This window comes from Novosphingobium sp. PhB165 (assembly GCF_004341845.1).
Taxonomy (GTDB): Bacteria; Pseudomonadota; Alphaproteobacteria; order Sphingomonadales; family Sphingomonadaceae; genus Novosphingobium.
In genome coordinates, this window is the sequence record NZ_SLVB01000004.1 from 484,961 (window position 1) to 500,157 (window position 15,197).

Genomic DNA, 15,197 nt, shown 5'->3' on the forward strand with positions numbered 1-15,197 from the left:
AGCGGGGGCCGAAAAACAAGCGGGATCCCCGCCTTCGTGAGTGTCGGGCATTATGCCCTCGGCACTCAGGAGAACGCGCGCCTAGCGGATCCCGTCGGTAGGATACGGCGTGCCGTCCTTGTGGAAATACCCGTCGCCTTCGAACTTCATGTCGATGTCCGAATAGGCGCCCGAGCCATCGCGATTGCCCGCGCCGATGGCGACGAACACACAGTCCGCGTCGCTCTCGTTGATCAGGTGATGGCCGTTCGCGACGCCCTTGGGCCAGGCGCAGACATCCCCCGGGCGCAGCACCGTGCGGCCGTCATCCTCCACCAACACGGCCTCGCCGGAGAGCATCACCAGCAGCTCGTCCTCGTCGTCATGCCAGTGGCGCTGGCTGGACCACGCGCCGGGTTTCATCACCACGTGGCTCGCATCCATTTCGGTAAGCCCGCCCGCCGGCGCCAGCCGCCGCCACCAGCGGCCCTTCACCGGTTGGTCGAATGGCGCTGGATAGCCGGTGCCATTCGACGGTGCGATAGCGTCGATATCGATCTTCGGCATCTGTCCCTCCATCGCGAGCCTGTCCCCAAGCTATGGTCTTGCGCGCCGACCTGTGCAATGGCGCCGGCATGACCGAGACCGTGCAGACCACCGCCGATGTCGTCGCGCTTGCCCAAGCGCTGATCGCCTGCCCCAGCGTCACACCCGCCACCGGCACGGTGTTCGATTGCCTGGAAGCGCAACTGACGCCGCTCGGTTTCCATGTGCACCGCGCCATCTCGGGCGAGGCGCCGGACGGCCCGGTCGAGAACCTGTTCGCCATCCGCAAGGGCCCCGAGGGTTCGCGCCACTTCGCCTTCGCCGGTCACCTTGACGTGGTGCAGCCGGGCGAGGGCTGGGCCAGCGGTGCCTTCGCACCCGAGATCAGGGGCGATCTGCTCTATGGTCGCGGCGCGGTCGACATGAAGGGCTCCATCGCCGCCATGGTCGCCGCCGTCGCGGATCTCCCGGTCGAGGCGGGCACGGTCAGCTTCGTCATCACCGGCGACGAGGAAGGCCCCGCGCGCTACGGCACGCTGGCGCTGATCGACCATATGCGCGCGGTCGGCGCGATCCCGGACCTCTGCCTTGTCGGCGAGCCCACCTCGGTCAACCGGCTGGGCGACATGATGAAGATCGGCCGTCGCGGTTCGGTGAACATCTGGCTCGAAGTCGAAGGCGTGCAGGGCCACGTCGCCTATCCGCATCTGGCCGACAACCCTATCACCAAGCTGGTCGCCATGCTGGCCGAACTCGATGCCATCGTGCTGGACGAAGGGACTGACTGGTTCCAGGCGAGCAACCTCGAAGTCACCGATCTCACCGTCGGCAACCCGGCCACCAATGTGATCCCGGCCAAGGCCTCGGCCCGCATCTCGATCCGCTTCAACGACCTGCACACCGGCGAGGGCCTGTCCGCGCGCGTGACCGAGATTGCCGAGCGCCACGGCGGCACTTCCCGCCCGGTGATCTCGGGCGAGGCGTTCCTGACCGCGCCCGGCCCGTTCTCCACCCTGCTGGCCGAGGCCATCCGCGCTGAGACCGGCGTGGAGCCGGAGCTTTCGACCAGCGGCGGCACGTCCGATGCGCGCTTCCTCAAGGACCTCTCGCCGGTGATCGAGTTCGGCCTGTGCAACGCGACGATGCACAAGCGCGACGAGGCAGTGGCGATTGCCGATCTCGAAGGGCTGGTGCGCATCTACCGGCGCGTGCTGGACGCCGCGCTAACGCGCTGACTCCCGCTGATTTCGGCGTAAAACATCAAGAATATGGGCGCGCCCGGCGTTGACCGGGCGGGTTACGCTGTTAGTCTCACAAGCAATTTTATTGCGAGGTGGGAATGGGCAGGCGCCTGACGCTTTATATCATTATCGGCATGGTGCTGGGCATCGCCGTGGGCTGGGCGCTCCATGCTTCCCTGCCGGCGGGCGATCCGCGCCTCGATCAGTGGGCTGATTACTTCAAGCTGCTGCCCGATGTGTTCCTGAAGATGATCAAGATGATCATCGCGCCGCTGGTCTTCGCCACCATCGTCACCGGTATCTCGGGCATGGGTGACAGCGCCGCGCTCGGCCGTATCGGCGGCAAGGCGCTGGCCTGGTTCATTTCGGCCAGCCTGATCTCGCTCGCGCTCGGCCTGCTGCTGGTCAACCTGTTCAAGCCCGGCGTCGGCGTCGGCTTCGAGACCCGGGCCGACCTTGGCAAGCTGGAGACGGGCGAGCTGACGCTGCGCCACTTCATCCTCGAAATCTTCCCGAGCAGCGCCGTCGACGCGATGGCGCAGAACAACATCCTGCAAATCCTCGTCTTCTCTCTGTTCGTCGGCGTCGGCCTCACTGCCATTGGCGAGAAGGGCGCGATCATCGTCAAGGTCAGCGAGGCGCTGTCCGAGCTGATGCTCCAGATCACCGACTACGTGATGCGCTTTGCGCCGTTCGCGGTGTTCGGCGCGCTTGCCAGCGTGATCGGCACGCGCGGGCTTGGCATCGTCGTGACGTACGGCGTGCTGGTCAGCGAGTTCTACTTCGCGATGCTGCTGTTGTGGCTGCTGCTGTTCGTGGTGGGCGCGGTGTTCCTGCGCGGGCGGGTCATCACGCTGTTCCGCTATATCCGCGAGCCGCTGCTGCTGAGCTTCTCGACCGCGTCTTCCGAGGCAAGCCTGCCCAAGCTGTTCGAACAGCTTGACCGTTTCGGCGTGCCGCGCCGGATTTCGGGCTTCATCCTGCCGATGGGGTACAGCTTCAACCTCGACGGCTCGATGATCTACATGAGCTTCGCGACGATCTTCATCGCGCAGGCCTATGGCATCCATGTGCCCATCGGCACGCAGATCCTGATGCTGCTGACGCTGATGGTCAGTTCGAAGGGTATCGCCGGGGTGCCGCGCGCCAGCCTCGTGGTGATTGCCGCCACGCTCACGCAGTTCGGCCTGCCGGTCGAAGGCATCGCGCTGCTGCTGGGCATCGACACCTTCCTCGACATGGGCCGCTCAGCCACCAATGTCGTCGGCAACGCGGTCGCCACGGCGGTAATTACCCGCAGCGAAGGCATGCTTCAGCCGCTGGTCGATCCCGAGGAGCCGATGCCCCGGGCACCGACGCGCACCTCGTCCGAAGGGCGCCACGGGCTCAATATCGATCCCGAGCAGTACGACAGCTGATGGCCTAAATTCCTCCCCTGCGAGGGGAGGGGAACCGCCCGAAGGGTGGTGGAGGGGTGTCACCGCCAGCGTGGACACCCCTCCGTCAGCGCCCCGATATGGGATGGGCGCTGCCACCTCCCCTTGCAGGGGAGGACACCGGAACGGTTAGCGGATCAGCCGGACCGGCGTGAACGGCGCCAGCCCGCAGCCCGCGCCGCGCTGGAATCCGCTGCCCACGCGGTTGAGCGGGAAGATGATGTCCTGCCGGCAAAGCTGCGACAGCGACGTCGAATAAGTGAAGGTTCCGGCCGAGCGCAGGCCCGGGCAGCGGTTCGGCAGCGTCACGCGCCAGACGCGGTTGCCGGCGCCGATGAAGTCGATGGTCCAGTCGTCGCGGATATTGGTGTTGGAGAACTGGCTGAGCGGCAGGCAGTCCTGCGCGGGGCCGACCACTTCGGCGGCCGGGCTGACCGGCGGCGGGGTCTGGGGTTCCTGCTTGGTGCAGGCCATGAGCGTGAGCGGCATGAGGGCGAAGGCGACGTTACGGCGAACCATGGACATCCTCCTGATCAGGCAGCCTTGCGAGCGGCTCCCTTCTCCATGATCTTGTCCTTGTAATCGCACAAGTCAACGACCGGGCAGCGCCAGCACTCCGGCGTACGCGCCTTGCAGATGTAGCGGCCGTGCAGGATCATCCAGTGGTGCGATCCCACGCGGAACGGCTGCGGCACGCGCTTTTCGAGCTGCTTCTCCACCGCCAGCGGAGTCTTGCCCTTGGCAATGCCGGTGCGGTTGCCGACGCGGAAGATATGGGTGTCGACCGCGAAAGTCTCCGCACCGAAGGCGCAGTTCATCACCACGTTGGCGGTCTTGCGCCCGACGCCGGGCAGTTCGACCAGCGCGTCGCGGTCTTCGGGGACTTCGCCGTCATAACGATCGACGAGAATCTGCGAGAGCGCGATGACGTTCTTGGCTTTGGAATTGAACAGGCCGATGGTCTTGATGTGCTCCTTCAGGCCCTCTTCGCCCAGTTCGACCATCTGCGCGGGGCTCTTCACCTCGCGAAACAGCGCCCGCGTCGCCTTGTTGACGCCGACGTCGGTCGACTGCGCGGAGAGCACCACGGCGACGAGCAACTGGTAATTGTTGCCGAATTCCAGCTCCGTCTCGGGCGAGGGGTTAAGCTCGGCGAGACGGCGGAAGAATTCGAAGATTGCGGCCTTGTTCAAAGGTCCAGCACCTCGGGCATGGTGTAGCGGCCCGCGTGCTTGTCCTTCAGCCATTGCGCCGCCTTGACCGCGCCCTTGGCGAAGATCGTGCGGTTCTCGGCAAGGTGCGAGAACGAGAGACGCTCGCCATCGGCCAGGAAGTGCACGGTGTGGTCGCCCGCCACGGAGCCGCCGCGCAGGGCCGCGAAACCGATGGTGCCCGCCTCGCGCTTGCCGGTGATGCCGTCGCGGGCGCGGGCGGCGTTCGACAGGCTGACCTCACGGCCCTTGGCGGCGGCGTCACCCAGCAGCAGCGCGGTGCCGGAGGGAGCGTCCACCTTCATGCGGTGGTGGGTCTCGACGATCTCGATATCCCAGTCCTCGGCCAGCTTGCTGGCGGCTTCGCGCACGAGGTGGGCAAGCAGGGTGACGCCCAGCGAGGTGTTGCCGGTCTGGAGCACGGGAATGTGCTGCGCGGCCGAATCGATCAGCCAGTGGTGGCGTTCCTCAAGGCCGGTGGTGCCGACGACGATGGGAATGCCCGCATCGACCGCCGCATCGAGGTTGGCTTCCAGCGCGACCGGGCTCGAGAAATCGATCAGCACGTCCGAATGCGCGGCCAGTGCCGCCACGTCGCCGTCGCGGTCCACGCCGCCGACGAATTCCTCGCCCGCCGCCGCAATGGCCTCCGCAATCGCGCGTCCCATGCGGCCTTCGCTGCCGATAATTCCGATTCGTGCCACGTCACTGTCTCCAGGAGCCGTCATGCCGAACTTGTTTCAGCATCCATCGTGCCCCAAACACCGGGCAGCGAATGGCGCACAATGAACCCCGAAACAAGCCTGTCCCGAGCAGGGGCGGACGGTTCGGGGAGACGGGAAAGGCAAGCCGTGTCGGTACTCCGCAATATCGTCATCCTCACCGGCGCGGGTGTGTCGGCCGAAAGCGGCATCGACACCTTCCGGGACGGCGGCGGGCTATGGGAGCAGCACCGTGTCGAGGACGTGGCCACGCCCGAGGCTTTCGAGCGCGATCCCGATCTCGTGCTGCGCTTCTACGACATGCGGCGCGAGGCGATCCAGACCAAGGCGCCCAATGCCGCGCACCACGCGCTGGCCCGGCTTGACCGCGAGTGGGAGGGCGATCTGCTGATCGTCACCCAGAACATAGACGATCTTCACGAACGGGCGGGCGCCTCGCGCGTGCTCCACATGCACGGTGAGCATCTCAATGCCTGGTGCACCGCCTGCGACGTGCGCTCGCGCTGGACGGGCACTCTGATCGACCGTCCGGCCTGCCCCGAATGCGGCAAGGCGGCGCTGCGCCCCGATGTCGTCTGGTTCGGCGAGATGCCCTACCACATGGATGCGATCTACGACGCCTTGCGGGAGGCGGACCTGTTCGTCTCGATCGGCACCTCGGGCGCGGTCTATCCGGCGGCGGGCTTCGTACGCAATGCGCGCGACCTTGGCGCGGCGACGCTCGAACTCAATCTGGAGCCCAGCCAGGGCACCGGCTGGTTCGACGAGGCGCGGCACGGCCCGGCAACCGAAGTGGTTCCGGCATGGGTGGAAGAGATTCTCAGGCCATGACCGCGGACGCCACTCGAAATCCGATGGCCCATCGCGGCAGTTGCCATTGCGGCGCGGTCACGCTGGAACTGGCCGAGACGCCGCGCGAAGTCTGCGATTGCAATTGCTCGGTGTGCCGCCGACTGGGGACGCTGTGGTCCTATCACAGTCCGTCGAACGTGCGGATCGACGGCCCGCTCAGCGGCTATCAAACGGGCGATCGGGTGCGGACTTTCTGGCACTGCCCCCACTGCGGCTGCACCACGCACTGGAGCGCCGTGGACGCGGCGCGGGACCGGATGGGCGTGAACATGCGCCTGTTCGCGCCCGAATTGCTGGAGAGCCTGTCCGTCTATGCTTACGACGGCAGATCGGCTTGAACGGGGGCCTGAACCCCGCAGGCGTGGCAGCCGGGATCCTTGGCGATCCTGAGCGGCCGCATCGAAGGCGCCAAGCCGTCGATCAGATGCAGCGTGCCATATTGCGGATCGCCCAGCGCGGCGTGGCCGGCCATGACCACGCGCATGGCATGCATCGCCGCGAACGTGCCGACCATGCCGACCATCGCGCCCAGCACGCCGTCGGCCGCGCAGGTATCGCAGTCCTGCGCATCGAAGGCATCGCCCACGAAGCAGCGGTAGCAGGCATGGTCCGGCAGGTGCCCGGCGAAGTTGGCGACCTGCCCCTGAAAGCGACCAACCGCCGCGCTCGTGAGGGGAATGCCCAGTTTAATACAGCTGTCTGACACACGCAGGCGAGTCGCGAAGTTGTCACACCCGTCAAGTACCACGCTCGCGCCGAAGAGAATCTCTGCCGCGTTGTCTTCCCCGAGACGCGTTACATGCGGCACAACCTCAAGGCCAATATCAAAGCGCCGCACCCATTCGGCTGCCGCTTCCGCCTTAGGCTTGCCGATATCCGATGGCGTATAAATCGTCTGACGTTGCAGATTGCTGACGTCCACCGTGTCGTCGTCAATCAGCGTCAGCCGTCCTATCCCGGCTGCGGCGAGATACTGGAGAGCTGGGCTGCCGATCCCGCCGCAGCCGACGAGCACCACATGCGCATCGGCCAGCGCGACCTGGCCCGTGCCGCCGACTTCGGGAAGCACGATATGCCGCGCGAAACGCGCAAGGCGATCGGGTGCCAAAGTCATTGCTGCATCATTCCTGTGTGGTTCCGGGTGTCGCCGGCAGCCGCTCCTTCACGAAGCCATGCATGCCGAACCACCACTGGGTGGCGATCACCGCGCCCTTGGCGGGCTGGAGCATGCCCAGCATCATCACCAGTGCCACCGGGACCACGATCGCGAAGATCGCCGCCGGGCCCAACTGGAAGTCGCTGGACAGTGCGATGATCAGTGGGGCCATCAGGTGGCCGGTCACCAGCATCGCGATATAGGCGGGAAAGTCGTCCGCGCGCTGGGGTGTCAGATCGGCCATGCAGGCCGGGCAGCGTTCCAGCGGTTTCAGCCACTTGCGGAACAGCCGGCCCTCGCCGCAGCGCGGGCAGCGGCAGCGTATGCCGCGCAGCGCGGCCTGCCAGTAGGAGGCGGGAAGCGTCATGGCCATGCGCCTACAGCATCGGGGCCGTGCGGGCAAAGCGCAAAAACGAAGATGCGGGGGCGTTCGGTGGGGGGTGGGGAGGGACGCCCCCGCATCAGGTAAGGGGGTGCGGATTAGCCGTTGCCGGCGATCCGTACCCGATTGCTGCCGACGCTATGGGCGGCACTCAATGTCGATTCGGCGCGGTGCGTAGCCTCGCCAAGCTGCGCGAAGCTGCGCAGCGGGGCGAGGGCGCAGGAGAAGGTGACCGAAATGGCTTCGCCTTCCGTCCCGTCGTGTTCGGGGGTGGCTAAAGTCTGCGCCAGAGTCCGGGCCAGCGCGCTGTCCAGCGCGATGCTGGCGCGCAGCCGCTCCATCACCAGCCGCGCTTCGTCGAGCTGGGTATCGGGCAGAATCACAGCGAAGGCCTCGGCGCTCCAGCGGGCCACAAGGTCGGTGCGGCGCATCCCGGCGTCGATCCGTCCGGCCACCGCGCGCAGCAGTGCGTCGCCGGCGGTGGGGCCGAACCGTCCGGAGAGCGAGGCGAAATGGTCGATGTCGATCAAGGCCAGCACGGCATTGCCCTGTCCGGCCAGCACGCGCTCCGCCGAATCGAGGAATTCGTGGCGATTGCGCAGCCCGGTAAGCCGGTCGCGCCGCGCTGCGTCGAGCGGTTGCCCGGCGCGGATCGTGGCGGTTGCGGCGGCCGTGGCGACGCTTTGGAGCAGCAGGCCAACGGTGTCGTTGCCGCCGCGCGGGATACCCGCCAGCCGCTCACCGCGCTGAGCGGCAGCGAGCAGGGCAACGGCCTCGCGCAGCGGCGTGACAAGGGCATGGATGGCGCTCAGTCCGAGTGCGGCGCCCAGCACGGTGGCGCAGAATGTGACGGCCAGCAGCACGTGATCCCACCGTCCGGTCGCTGCCGCGAAAGCCACAACGGCCAGCATGGGCACCAGCACGGCGGCCAGACACGCCAACAGCAGGCGCCATTCGTAGCGGCGCGGGAACAGGAAGGATGTAGCCCGGTAGAAGCGCATCGCATGCCCCTCTCGTGCAGCCGGGAAGCCCGGTCATGACGAAGGCTATGCGAAGACCCTTATCTAATGGTTAAGATTTTACGACAGGGGCGGATTGTCGGTTTGACGGAGGAAGCGTGGGGCTGACATCCTTCGACAAGCTCAGGATGAGCGGAGTGGGAGGGGAAACGTCCTCATGCGCTGGAACCCGCCAGTCCCCCGATCCCGCTCAGGCTGAGCTTGTCGAAGCCCCTGCGGGCAAGGCGCGAGACTGCCATCCTCGACTAGCTCAGGATGAATGGCGGCCGGGGGAATGACACCTGCCAACTTACACCCGTCATCCCCGCAAAGGCGGGGATCCCGCTTTTGTTGTGCGGGGCGAGAGGTCAGGAAAAAGCGGGGGCCCCACCTTCGCGAGGGCGACGAGGGTACGAATATGGCGGCTCACCCGGCACCATTCCACCACCCCAAAACGACGCCGCGCGTGGGAACCGATCTGGTTCCCACGCGCGGTAAGGTGCGACCCTGCAGGCAAAACGTGCGGATGGTACTGCGGGTTCCCGGGGGTGCCCCCCGGGGAAACCCTCAGGATTCGAGCTGGCGCAGCAGCGAGCGGACGTCGCCGTCCATGTCGGCATCGCGCGTGCGCAGTTCCTCGATCAGGCGGACCGCGTGGATCACCGTCGAGTGGTCACGCCCGCCGAACTTGCGGCCGATCTCGGGATACGAGCGCGGCGTCAGCACTTTGGCGAGATACATCGCCACCTGGCGCGGACGCACGACCGCGCGGGCGCGGCGCTTGGAGCTCATCTCGGTCCGGTCGATCCGGTAGAACTGGCAGACCGTGCGCTGGATCTCGTCGATCGTGATGCGGCGGCGGTTGGCCGAGAGGATGTCGGTAAGCTGTTCCTCGGCCAGCTGGAGCGAAACCGCCTGACCCGTGAGCTGGGCATAGGCGATCAGCTTGTTCAGGCCGCCGACCAGTTCACGCACGTTGCGGTTGATGGTGCGGGCAAGGAACTCGATCACGTCCGACGGCACGTCCACCGAGGCGAAGCGGTGCAGGCGGTTTTCGAGGATCGAGCGGCGCAGTTCGATGTCGGCCGGCTGGATGTCGGCGACAAGGCCCATCGACAGGCGCGAGAGCAGGCGCGGCTCGACACCGTCGAGCGCCTGCGGCGCGCGGTCGGCGGCGAAGACCAGGCGCTTGCCTTCCTGAAGCAGCGCATCGATCGTGTAGAGCAGTTCTTCCTGCGCCGATGCCTTGCCGATGATGAACTGGATATCGTCCACCAGCAGCAGGTCAAAGCCGCGCAGGCGCGACTTGAACTCGATCATCTGGTTCTGGCGCAGCGCCTGGACGAATTCGACCATGAAGCGCTCTGCCGAGCAGTAGAAGATCCGGGCATGCGGGTGGTGCTGGAGATAGGCGTGGCCGATCGCGTGCAGCAGGTGCGTCTTGCCCTGGCCGGTGGCGGCCTTGAGGTAAAGCGGCGAGAACTGCGGCGATTCGGTGGCCGACATGCGCTGCGCGGCATTGCAGGCCAATACGTTGGACTGGCCGGTCACGAACGTCTGGAACGTTTGCGAGGCATCGATGCCGGCAGGACCCTGACCCAGCGCGGCGAAAGCTTCGCCGGACAGTGCGACCGAGATCGGATCGGCGGAACCTTGCGCCGAATCATTGGCCGGTGCGCTCGACGGACGGCCGCCACCGCCCAGACGCAGCTCGGGAAGCTGGCGACGACCCGGGTGCACGAGGATGCGCACGTGGCGCACGTCGGGACGAGCGATCTTCCATGCCAGCGAGAGACGGTCCGCGAAACGATCCGCCACCCAGTTCGCCGAGAACTCGGTGGGCAGATAGAGATCGAGCGTTCCCGTTTCCTTGCAATAATTGCCGGGCTGAATCGGCTTGATCCACTGGCTGTGCGCTTGCTGACCGAGGTCTTTGCGCAAGCCCTGGCTGATGTCCGCCCAGTCGGCCGCCAGATTCACGGCTTCCTGATCCTCTTCCATCACCAATTTTACCGCCTTCGATTTCTTGCTCACGCCGTTAGCGCCTTGACCTGCTGTATCTGACATAAAACCAACCCCCCTTGTTGGCTGCTGCCCCGAATGGGCCGCGCGCAACCGGAAAGGACACGCCACCAGGCGTAAAAAAATCCCCAACCGCAAACGCATGTTTGCAGCGGGTGCTTCGTCGCTGTTGATGTTCCCCGGCCGGTTCCGCAACGGCCGAGGACCCTTTTAGAAACGGGTTTGGTCGCGGTGCAATACGATCCTCCCCAAATAAAAAAAATTATGCCTGTTGACTCGTCTCGGAGTGCCCAATTTCCGTCATGAAAGAATTTTCATGAATGAAATCAAACGGTTCCCATATGCGCACATGCGAATCGTAAGGTTTCCGTCATTTCGTTGCACAGGCCCCTCCGCGGGGTCCGAAGCGGGGCTTCGGGCCGGGTGTCGAGGTCCCGATTTCGTTCCTGTTCCGTACTCGGCCGAAAGTACTAGGTGAGGCTCCTGTGTGCCGAATCGGAATTCGACTCAGGAACACCCGTCCCCTCGGCAAAGGCGGAAGGACCGATTCGACGCAATGTGCCGATTCGGAAATGGGGTCTCCGTGCGGATTGTGAAGGGCGCGGAGCAGTGCGCGGGGTTTTGAGGCCCTGCGTTCCGATCCTGTCTACCCGATGGATGTTGTGGTTAGCCCCTCAGTACGCGATTCGCGCCGGGAGCATTTGCTACGCCCCGTTAGGCAGGAGCACCCGTTGGGCGCAAGCGCTGAGTGCAGTCCTTTTGTGCGGAATGGCGGCCGGTGGATGCGCGCGCTGCACGATTCACGCGGCGCCGGCCGCAAGGGGTGGCCGGCAGGAACGAGGACGCCATAAACGCCTTCGGCCCAAGCTTCCGCCCGTTACCCGCAAGATGTGCGGGGTGTCCGGACAGAAGCTTGGGCCGAAGCAGCAGTCCCGGGCCACCCGAATTAATCGGGGCCCGGACTGTCAGGCCGGGCTCAGAGAGCCGAGACGGCCTTGGTCAGGCGCGAGAACTTGCGCGCTGCGGTGTTCTTGTGAAGCACGCCGCGGGCAACGCCACGCGCCAGCTCGGGCTGGGCTTCCTTGAGAGCGGCCGAAGCGGCGCTCTTATCGCCACCGGCAATCGCAGCTTCGACCTTCTTCACGAAAGTACGGATGCGGCTGATGCGGTTGGTATTGATCTCCGCACGGCGATCGTTGCGACGGATGCGCTTGCGGGCTTGCGGCGTATTGGCCATCGAATTTCCTCTGTCTGGCCGCCCCACGCTGGTGATGCCGGCCCAATGCCTAACGAATCTGCTTTTGGCGAGCGGACTCGCCGGAAAGCGCGCCCCTTAGCGGTGTAGCGCCATTCCGTCAACCCGCGTGAGGCGCCCGAAACCGCCTATTTCTGGCATTTCGGACACCAAAAGGTACTGCGTCCACCTTGGACGAAGCGCCTTACCGGGGCCCCGCATAGGCAAGCTTCGCCCTCACGTCCATAGACCTGCCAGGAAGTGGCGAAATAGCCCAGTTCGCCATTGGGCTGCGCATAGTCGCGAATCGTCGATCCGCCCGCCGCGATCGATTCGGACAGCACATCGCGAATCGCCGGGACCAGCCGGTTCAGCGCGGGCAGGGTGACGCGGCCGGCTTCCTTGTCGGGCCGGATCCGCGCGCGGAACAGCGCTTCGCAGACATAGATATTGCCGAGGCCGGCGACGACCTGCTGGTCGAGCAGCATCTGCTTGATCGGGGCGATTCGTCCGGCCAGCTGCGTCTTGAGATGCGCGGCCGTCAGCCCTTCGCCCAGCGGTTCCGGCCCCAGTGCGGCAAAGGCGCCCCACGAATCGAGCCCGGCCGTGGGCACGAGATCCACCGAACCGAATCTCCGTGCGTCATTGAGCGCCAGGACATGGCCCGATCCGGTCTCGATCACGAGGTGGTCGTGCTTTTCCGGTTTCTCGGGCTCGATTCGCCAACGGCCGGACATGCCGAGGTGGAACACCATGGTCTGGTCGCGGTCGGTATGGATGAGGCCGTACTTGGCGCGGCGGCCCATTGTCGTCACGCGCGCGCCGGTCAGGACTTGGACCAGATCGGGCGGGAACGGGCGGCGCAAGTCGGCGCGGTTGAGCGTGACCCGCGCGATCCGCTCGCCTTCGAGATAGCGGGTAAGGCCGCGCACGGTGGTTTCGACTTCGGGAAGTTCTGGCATCGTGGGGAGGAGATAGGGCTTCGCGCGCGCCATGAAAAGCGAGTGACGGTTCGGCATTCCGAACGTTACGAGCCTCGCCACCCCAAGAATGGGCCGCTAAGTGCCTGTCATGGAAGAAAAGCCTTCGAACTTTCGCGCCTTTGCCATGCTCGGCCTCGTCATGCTGCTGTGGGCGGGCAACTCGATCGTCGGCCGGGCAGTGCGCGCGGATGTGCCGCCGTTCACGCTGGCTTTCGGGCGCTGGCTGCTGGCGCTGATGGTCCTGCTGCCTTTCGCGCTGGCGCCGCTGCGACGCGAGTGGCGCGCGGTTTTGACGGGCTGGCGGTGGATTGTGGTGCTGGGCGTGCTCGGCGTCGTCTGCTTCAACGGCTTTCTCTACAAGGGGCTGCATTACACGACCGCCGCCAATGCCCTGCTACTGCAAGCCTCGATCCCCGCGGCCGTGACGGTGCTGGATCGGGTGCTGTTCGGCGGGCGGCCCGGGAAATTGCATGTGCTGGGCGTCGTCGTCTCGACGCTGGGGGTCATGGCCATCGTCTTCAAGGGCGATCCGGCGGCGCTGATGCAGTTGCGTTTCGGGCCGGGCGATAGCCTGATCTTCTGCGCGGTGGCGGCATGGTCATTTTACACGGTGTTGCTGCGCAAGCGGCCGCCGGTGTCGCCGGTGGTCTTCCTGTTCCTGACTTTCGCGCTTGGCGCCATCGGCATGGCGCCGCTGGCGGCACTGGAGGCGGCGAGCGGGCAGGCCGTGCGCTGGAGCCCGCATGTGCTGGCGGCCTTCGCCTATGTCGGCTTGTTTCCTTCGGCGATTGCCTACTTCATCTATAACCGCGCGACGGCCGAGCTTGGCGCGGCCCGTGCCGGGCAGGCGATCACGCTGATGCCGCTGTTCGGCGCGCTGCTCTCGGCGCTGCTGCTGGGCGAGAGGCTCATGCCCTACCATTTCGCGGGCATGGCGCTGATTCTGGCAGGTATCGTGCTTTCCGCGCTCGCCCTGCGGCGGGTACGGGCGAACGCGACGGCATGAACGCCGCGCCCGCTGCCGTAAGCGGCTGCATCAGCCGTATTTGTAGTGAAAGGCTTCGTCGCTGGTGCAGGCGTAGACAATGGCTTCCACGAAAGCGATGCAGCCCGGGATCAGTGTCCAGCAGAAGACGAGGTACAGGATGCCCAAGCCCGTTCGGTTGAGATAGAACTTGTGCGCCCCAAGGCCGCCCAGGAGCAGGGCGAGCACGATGGCAGCACCCTTGCTCTTCACCGGACGGCTGTATCCTCCGGTGGAAACGGCCGCGTTCATATAGACATTGCCCTGCCTTTCGCTGGCGCGCAGGGCCTCTTCGGCGCGGCGCAAGGCAATATCCAGAGTTTCGCCGCAATGACGGCATTTCTTGGCGGTTGCCTTGACCGTTTCCGCACAGAATGGACATTCCGTCGTGGCCGTTTCACTCAATCCTTCGCGGGTTGAGAGTGCGTCTTCGCGGGTTTCCGTTTCCATTCTTCTGTCCCCTTTTTTCCGATTGCGAACCGGCGTGACTGATTCTTCGTGCGGAAATGATAGGGAGGACTGCCATTGCAACTCTTAAAGCACCGGTGAAATTATTGAAATAACGTGCAATTTCAATTTTCGCCGCGCCGCAAACTATATTGGGCAAAGGATCCGTTCACTGGCCAGCATCACCCTTTGCGCAAACGGCATTTACGCCTAAAGCGGCGCCATGAGCGAAACGGTTTCCTTCGGCTACGAGGATGTGGCCACCGAGGAGAAGCAGGAGCGCGTCGGCGCTGTCTTCTCCAGCGTCGCACGCAAGTACGACGTGATGAACGATGCCATGTCGGCAGGCATGCATCGCCTGTGGAAGGACAAGTTCGTGCGCCGCGTGAAGCCGCGCGAGGACGAGCAGATCCTCGACATGGCGGGCGGCACGGGCGACATCGCCTTCCGCATGGCCGCGCACGGCGCCTCGGTCACTGTCTCCGACATCAATCAGGACATGCTGGACGTCGGCATCGAGCGCGCGATGGAGCGCGGAATCGATGGCCTCGTCTGGTCGCGCCAGAATGCCGAGGAACTCTCGTTCCCCGCGCGCCACTTCGATGCCTATACGATTGCCTTCGGCATCCGCAACGTCACCCATATCGACAAGGCGCTGGCCGAGGCGCACCGCGTGCTCAAGTTCGGCGGGCGTTTCTTCTGCCTCGAATTCTCGACCACCGAATGGCCGGGCTTCAAGGAGGCCTACGACGCCTATTCGCATCATCTGGTGCCGAAGATCGGCCAGGCCATCGCCGGCGATGCCGAATCCTACCGCTACCTGATCGAATCGATCCGCCGCTTCCCGCCGATGCCGGAATTCGAGAAGATGATCCGCGCGGCCGGCTTTCGCCACACCAAGGTCGAACCGATCATGGGCGGCCTCGTAGCGATCCATTCGGGCTGGAAGGTCTGAGATCCAGAT

17 protein-coding genes are annotated in these 15,197 nt (G+C 65.2%); 6 read left to right on the top strand and 11 right to left on the bottom strand.

Features of this window, described 5'->3' with window-relative positions; genetic code table 11:
• Window positions 1-81 precede the first annotated feature (81 nt).
• On the bottom strand, window positions 82-546 hold the full coding sequence (locus EDF56_RS13845) for a cupin domain-containing protein (protein ID WP_132388310.1): 465 nt from the start codon (window positions 544-546) through the stop codon (window positions 82-84).
• A gap of 68 nt (window positions 547-614) precedes the next feature.
• Between EDF56_RS13845 and dapE the strand changes: the two genes are divergently transcribed.
• Together dapE and EDF56_RS13855 are read left to right on the top strand one after the other, a co-directional pair.
• Window positions 615-1,760 carry a succinyl-diaminopimelate desuccinylase gene (gene dapE / locus EDF56_RS13850; RefSeq protein ID WP_132388312.1) on the top strand — a complete coding sequence of 382 codons (1,146 nt, stop codon included), beginning with the start codon at window positions 615-617 and terminating at the stop codon, window positions 1,758-1,760.
• Window positions 1,761-1,864: 104 nt separating this feature from the next.
• Window positions 1,865-3,184, top strand: a complete 1,320-nt coding sequence (locus EDF56_RS13855; RefSeq protein ID WP_132388314.1) for a dicarboxylate/amino acid:cation symporter — start codon at window positions 1,865-1,867, stop codon at window positions 3,182-3,184.
• Between the two features lie 147 nt (window positions 3,185-3,331).
• On the opposite strand, the gene EDF56_RS13860 is transcribed toward EDF56_RS13855, so the two are convergent.
• From EDF56_RS13860 to dapB, 3 genes are read right to left on the bottom strand one after another with little or no spacing between them, the layout of a single operon-like run.
• Window positions 3,332-3,721 carry a hypothetical protein gene (locus EDF56_RS13860; RefSeq protein ID WP_132388316.1) on the bottom strand — a complete coding sequence of 130 codons (390 nt, stop codon included), beginning with the start codon at window positions 3,719-3,721 and terminating at the stop codon, window positions 3,332-3,334.
• 14 nt (window positions 3,722-3,735) lie between these two features.
• Complete coding sequence (nth, locus tag EDF56_RS13865; protein WP_132388318.1) at window positions 3,736-4,395, bottom strand: endonuclease III; 660 nt, start codon at window positions 4,393-4,395, stop codon at window positions 3,736-3,738.
• Complete coding sequence (gene dapB, locus EDF56_RS13870; RefSeq protein ID WP_132388320.1) at window positions 4,392-5,117, bottom strand: 4-hydroxy-tetrahydrodipicolinate reductase; 726 nt, start codon at window positions 5,115-5,117, stop codon at window positions 4,392-4,394. The genes nth and dapB overlap by 4 nt, the downstream gene beginning before the upstream one ends.
• Window positions 5,118-5,264: 147 nt before the next feature.
• Here dapB and EDF56_RS13875 point away from each other — a divergent pair, with 147 nt between their 5' ends.
• Window positions 5,265-5,966 (top strand): NAD-dependent deacylase, encoded by a 702-nt coding sequence (locus EDF56_RS13875; RefSeq protein ID WP_132388322.1) that lies wholly within the window; start codon window positions 5,265-5,267, stop codon window positions 5,964-5,966.
• Window positions 5,963-6,325 (top strand): GFA family protein, encoded by a 363-nt coding sequence (locus tag EDF56_RS13880; protein WP_243652587.1) that lies wholly within the window; start codon window positions 5,963-5,965, stop codon window positions 6,323-6,325. The genes EDF56_RS13875 and EDF56_RS13880 overlap by 4 nt, the downstream gene beginning before the upstream one ends.
• Here the strand turns inward: EDF56_RS13880 and EDF56_RS13885 are convergent.
• The 6 genes from EDF56_RS13885 to mutM form a co-directional block, all read right to left on the bottom strand.
• Window positions 6,304-7,101: a HesA/MoeB/ThiF family protein gene (locus tag EDF56_RS13885; RefSeq protein WP_207904699.1), complete on the bottom strand. Its 798-nt coding sequence runs from the start codon at window positions 7,099-7,101 to the stop codon at window positions 6,304-6,306. The two genes, EDF56_RS13880 and EDF56_RS13885, sit on opposite strands and share 22 nt — an antisense overlap.
• Before the next feature lie 7 nt (window positions 7,102-7,108).
• Window positions 7,109-7,516 (bottom strand): DUF983 domain-containing protein, encoded by a 408-nt coding sequence (locus EDF56_RS13890; protein ID WP_132388324.1) that lies wholly within the window; start codon window positions 7,514-7,516, stop codon window positions 7,109-7,111.
• Window positions 7,517-7,623: 107 nt separating this feature from the next.
• A complete protein-coding gene (locus tag EDF56_RS13895; RefSeq protein WP_132388326.1) occupies window positions 7,624-8,526 on the bottom strand; it encodes a GGDEF domain-containing protein in 903 nt (300 codons plus the stop codon).
• 564 nt (window positions 8,527-9,090) lie between these two features.
• The gene (dnaA, locus tag EDF56_RS13900) at window positions 9,091-10,524 is read right to left on the bottom strand and encodes a chromosomal replication initiator protein DnaA (protein WP_132388621.1); all 1,434 of its coding nucleotides are present in this window, start codon (window positions 10,522-10,524) and stop codon (window positions 9,091-9,093) included.
• Between the two features lie 997 nt (window positions 10,525-11,521).
• Window positions 11,522-11,782 (bottom strand): 30S ribosomal protein S20, encoded by a 261-nt coding sequence (gene rpsT / locus EDF56_RS13905; RefSeq protein WP_132388328.1) that lies wholly within the window; start codon window positions 11,780-11,782, stop codon window positions 11,522-11,524.
• 146 nt (window positions 11,783-11,928) lie between these two features.
• Complete coding sequence (gene mutM / locus EDF56_RS13910; protein ID WP_132388623.1) at window positions 11,929-12,741, bottom strand: bifunctional DNA-formamidopyrimidine glycosylase/DNA-(apurinic or apyrimidinic site) lyase; 813 nt, start codon at window positions 12,739-12,741, stop codon at window positions 11,929-11,931.
• Window positions 12,742-12,850: 109 nt separating this feature from the next.
• Here mutM and EDF56_RS13915 point away from each other — a divergent pair, with 109 nt between their 5' ends.
• Window positions 12,851-13,768, top strand: a complete 918-nt coding sequence (locus tag EDF56_RS13915) for a DMT family transporter (protein ID WP_132388330.1) — start codon at window positions 12,851-12,853, stop codon at window positions 13,766-13,768.
• Window positions 13,769-13,798: 30 nt separating this feature from the next.
• Here EDF56_RS13915 and EDF56_RS26380 read toward each other — a convergent pair whose 3' ends face one another.
• Entirely contained in the window at window positions 13,799-14,236 is a 438-nt protein-coding gene (locus tag EDF56_RS26380; protein WP_132388332.1) for an NINE protein, read from the bottom strand.
• Window positions 14,237-14,456: 220 nt separating this feature from the next.
• Between EDF56_RS26380 and EDF56_RS13925 the strand changes: the two genes are divergently transcribed.
• Window positions 14,457-15,188, top strand: coding sequence for a class I SAM-dependent methyltransferase (locus tag EDF56_RS13925; RefSeq protein ID WP_132388334.1), 732 nt, complete (start codon window positions 14,457-14,459; stop codon window positions 15,186-15,188).
• Window positions 15,189-15,197: the final 9 nt, after the last annotated feature.

What these genes read in the sequence shown, in the direction of transcription:
- EDF56_RS13845 (WP_132388310.1), bottom strand. Translation starts at nt 546, where the DNA reads ATGCCGAAGATCGATATCGACGCTATCGCACCGTCGAATGGCACCGGC.
- dapE (WP_132388312.1), top strand. Translation starts at nt 615, where the DNA reads ATGACCGAGACCGTGCAGACCACCGCCGATGTCGTCGCGCTTGCCCAA.
- EDF56_RS13855 (WP_132388314.1), top strand. Translation starts at nt 1,865, where the DNA reads ATGGGCAGGCGCCTGACGCTTTATATCATTATCGGCATGGTGCTGGGC.
- EDF56_RS13860 (WP_132388316.1), bottom strand. Translation starts at nt 3,721, where the DNA reads ATGGTTCGCCGTAACGTCGCCTTCGCCCTCATGCCGCTCACGCTCATG.
- EDF56_RS13880 (WP_243652587.1), top strand. Translation starts at nt 5,963, where the DNA reads ATGACCGCGGACGCCACTCGAAATCCGATGGCCCATCGCGGCAGTTGC.
- EDF56_RS13885 (WP_207904699.1), bottom strand. Translation starts at nt 7,101, where the DNA reads ATGACTTTGGCACCCGATCGCCTTGCGCGTTTCGCGCGGCATATCGTG.
- EDF56_RS13890 (WP_132388324.1), bottom strand. Translation starts at nt 7,516, where the DNA reads ATGGCCATGACGCTTCCCGCCTCCTACTGGCAGGCCGCGCTGCGCGGC.
- EDF56_RS13895 (WP_132388326.1), bottom strand. Translation starts at nt 8,526, where the DNA reads ATGCGCTTCTACCGGGCTACATCCTTCCTGTTCCCGCGCCGCTACGAA.
- dnaA (WP_132388621.1), bottom strand. Translation starts at nt 10,524, where the DNA reads ATGGAAGAGGATCAGGAAGCCGTGAATCTGGCGGCCGACTGGGCGGAC.
- rpsT (WP_132388328.1), bottom strand. Translation starts at nt 11,782, where the DNA reads ATGGCCAATACGCCGCAAGCCCGCAAGCGCATCCGTCGCAACGATCGC.
- mutM (WP_132388623.1), bottom strand. Translation starts at nt 12,741, where the DNA reads ATGCCAGAACTTCCCGAAGTCGAAACCACCGTGCGCGGCCTTACCCGC.
- EDF56_RS13915 (WP_132388330.1), top strand. Translation starts at nt 12,851, where the DNA reads ATGGAAGAAAAGCCTTCGAACTTTCGCGCCTTTGCCATGCTCGGCCTC.
- EDF56_RS26380 (WP_132388332.1), bottom strand. Translation starts at nt 14,236, where the DNA reads ATGGAAACGGAAACCCGCGAAGACGCACTCTCAACCCGCGAAGGATTG.
- EDF56_RS13925 (WP_132388334.1), top strand. Translation starts at nt 14,457, where the DNA reads ATGAGCGAAACGGTTTCCTTCGGCTACGAGGATGTGGCCACCGAGGAG.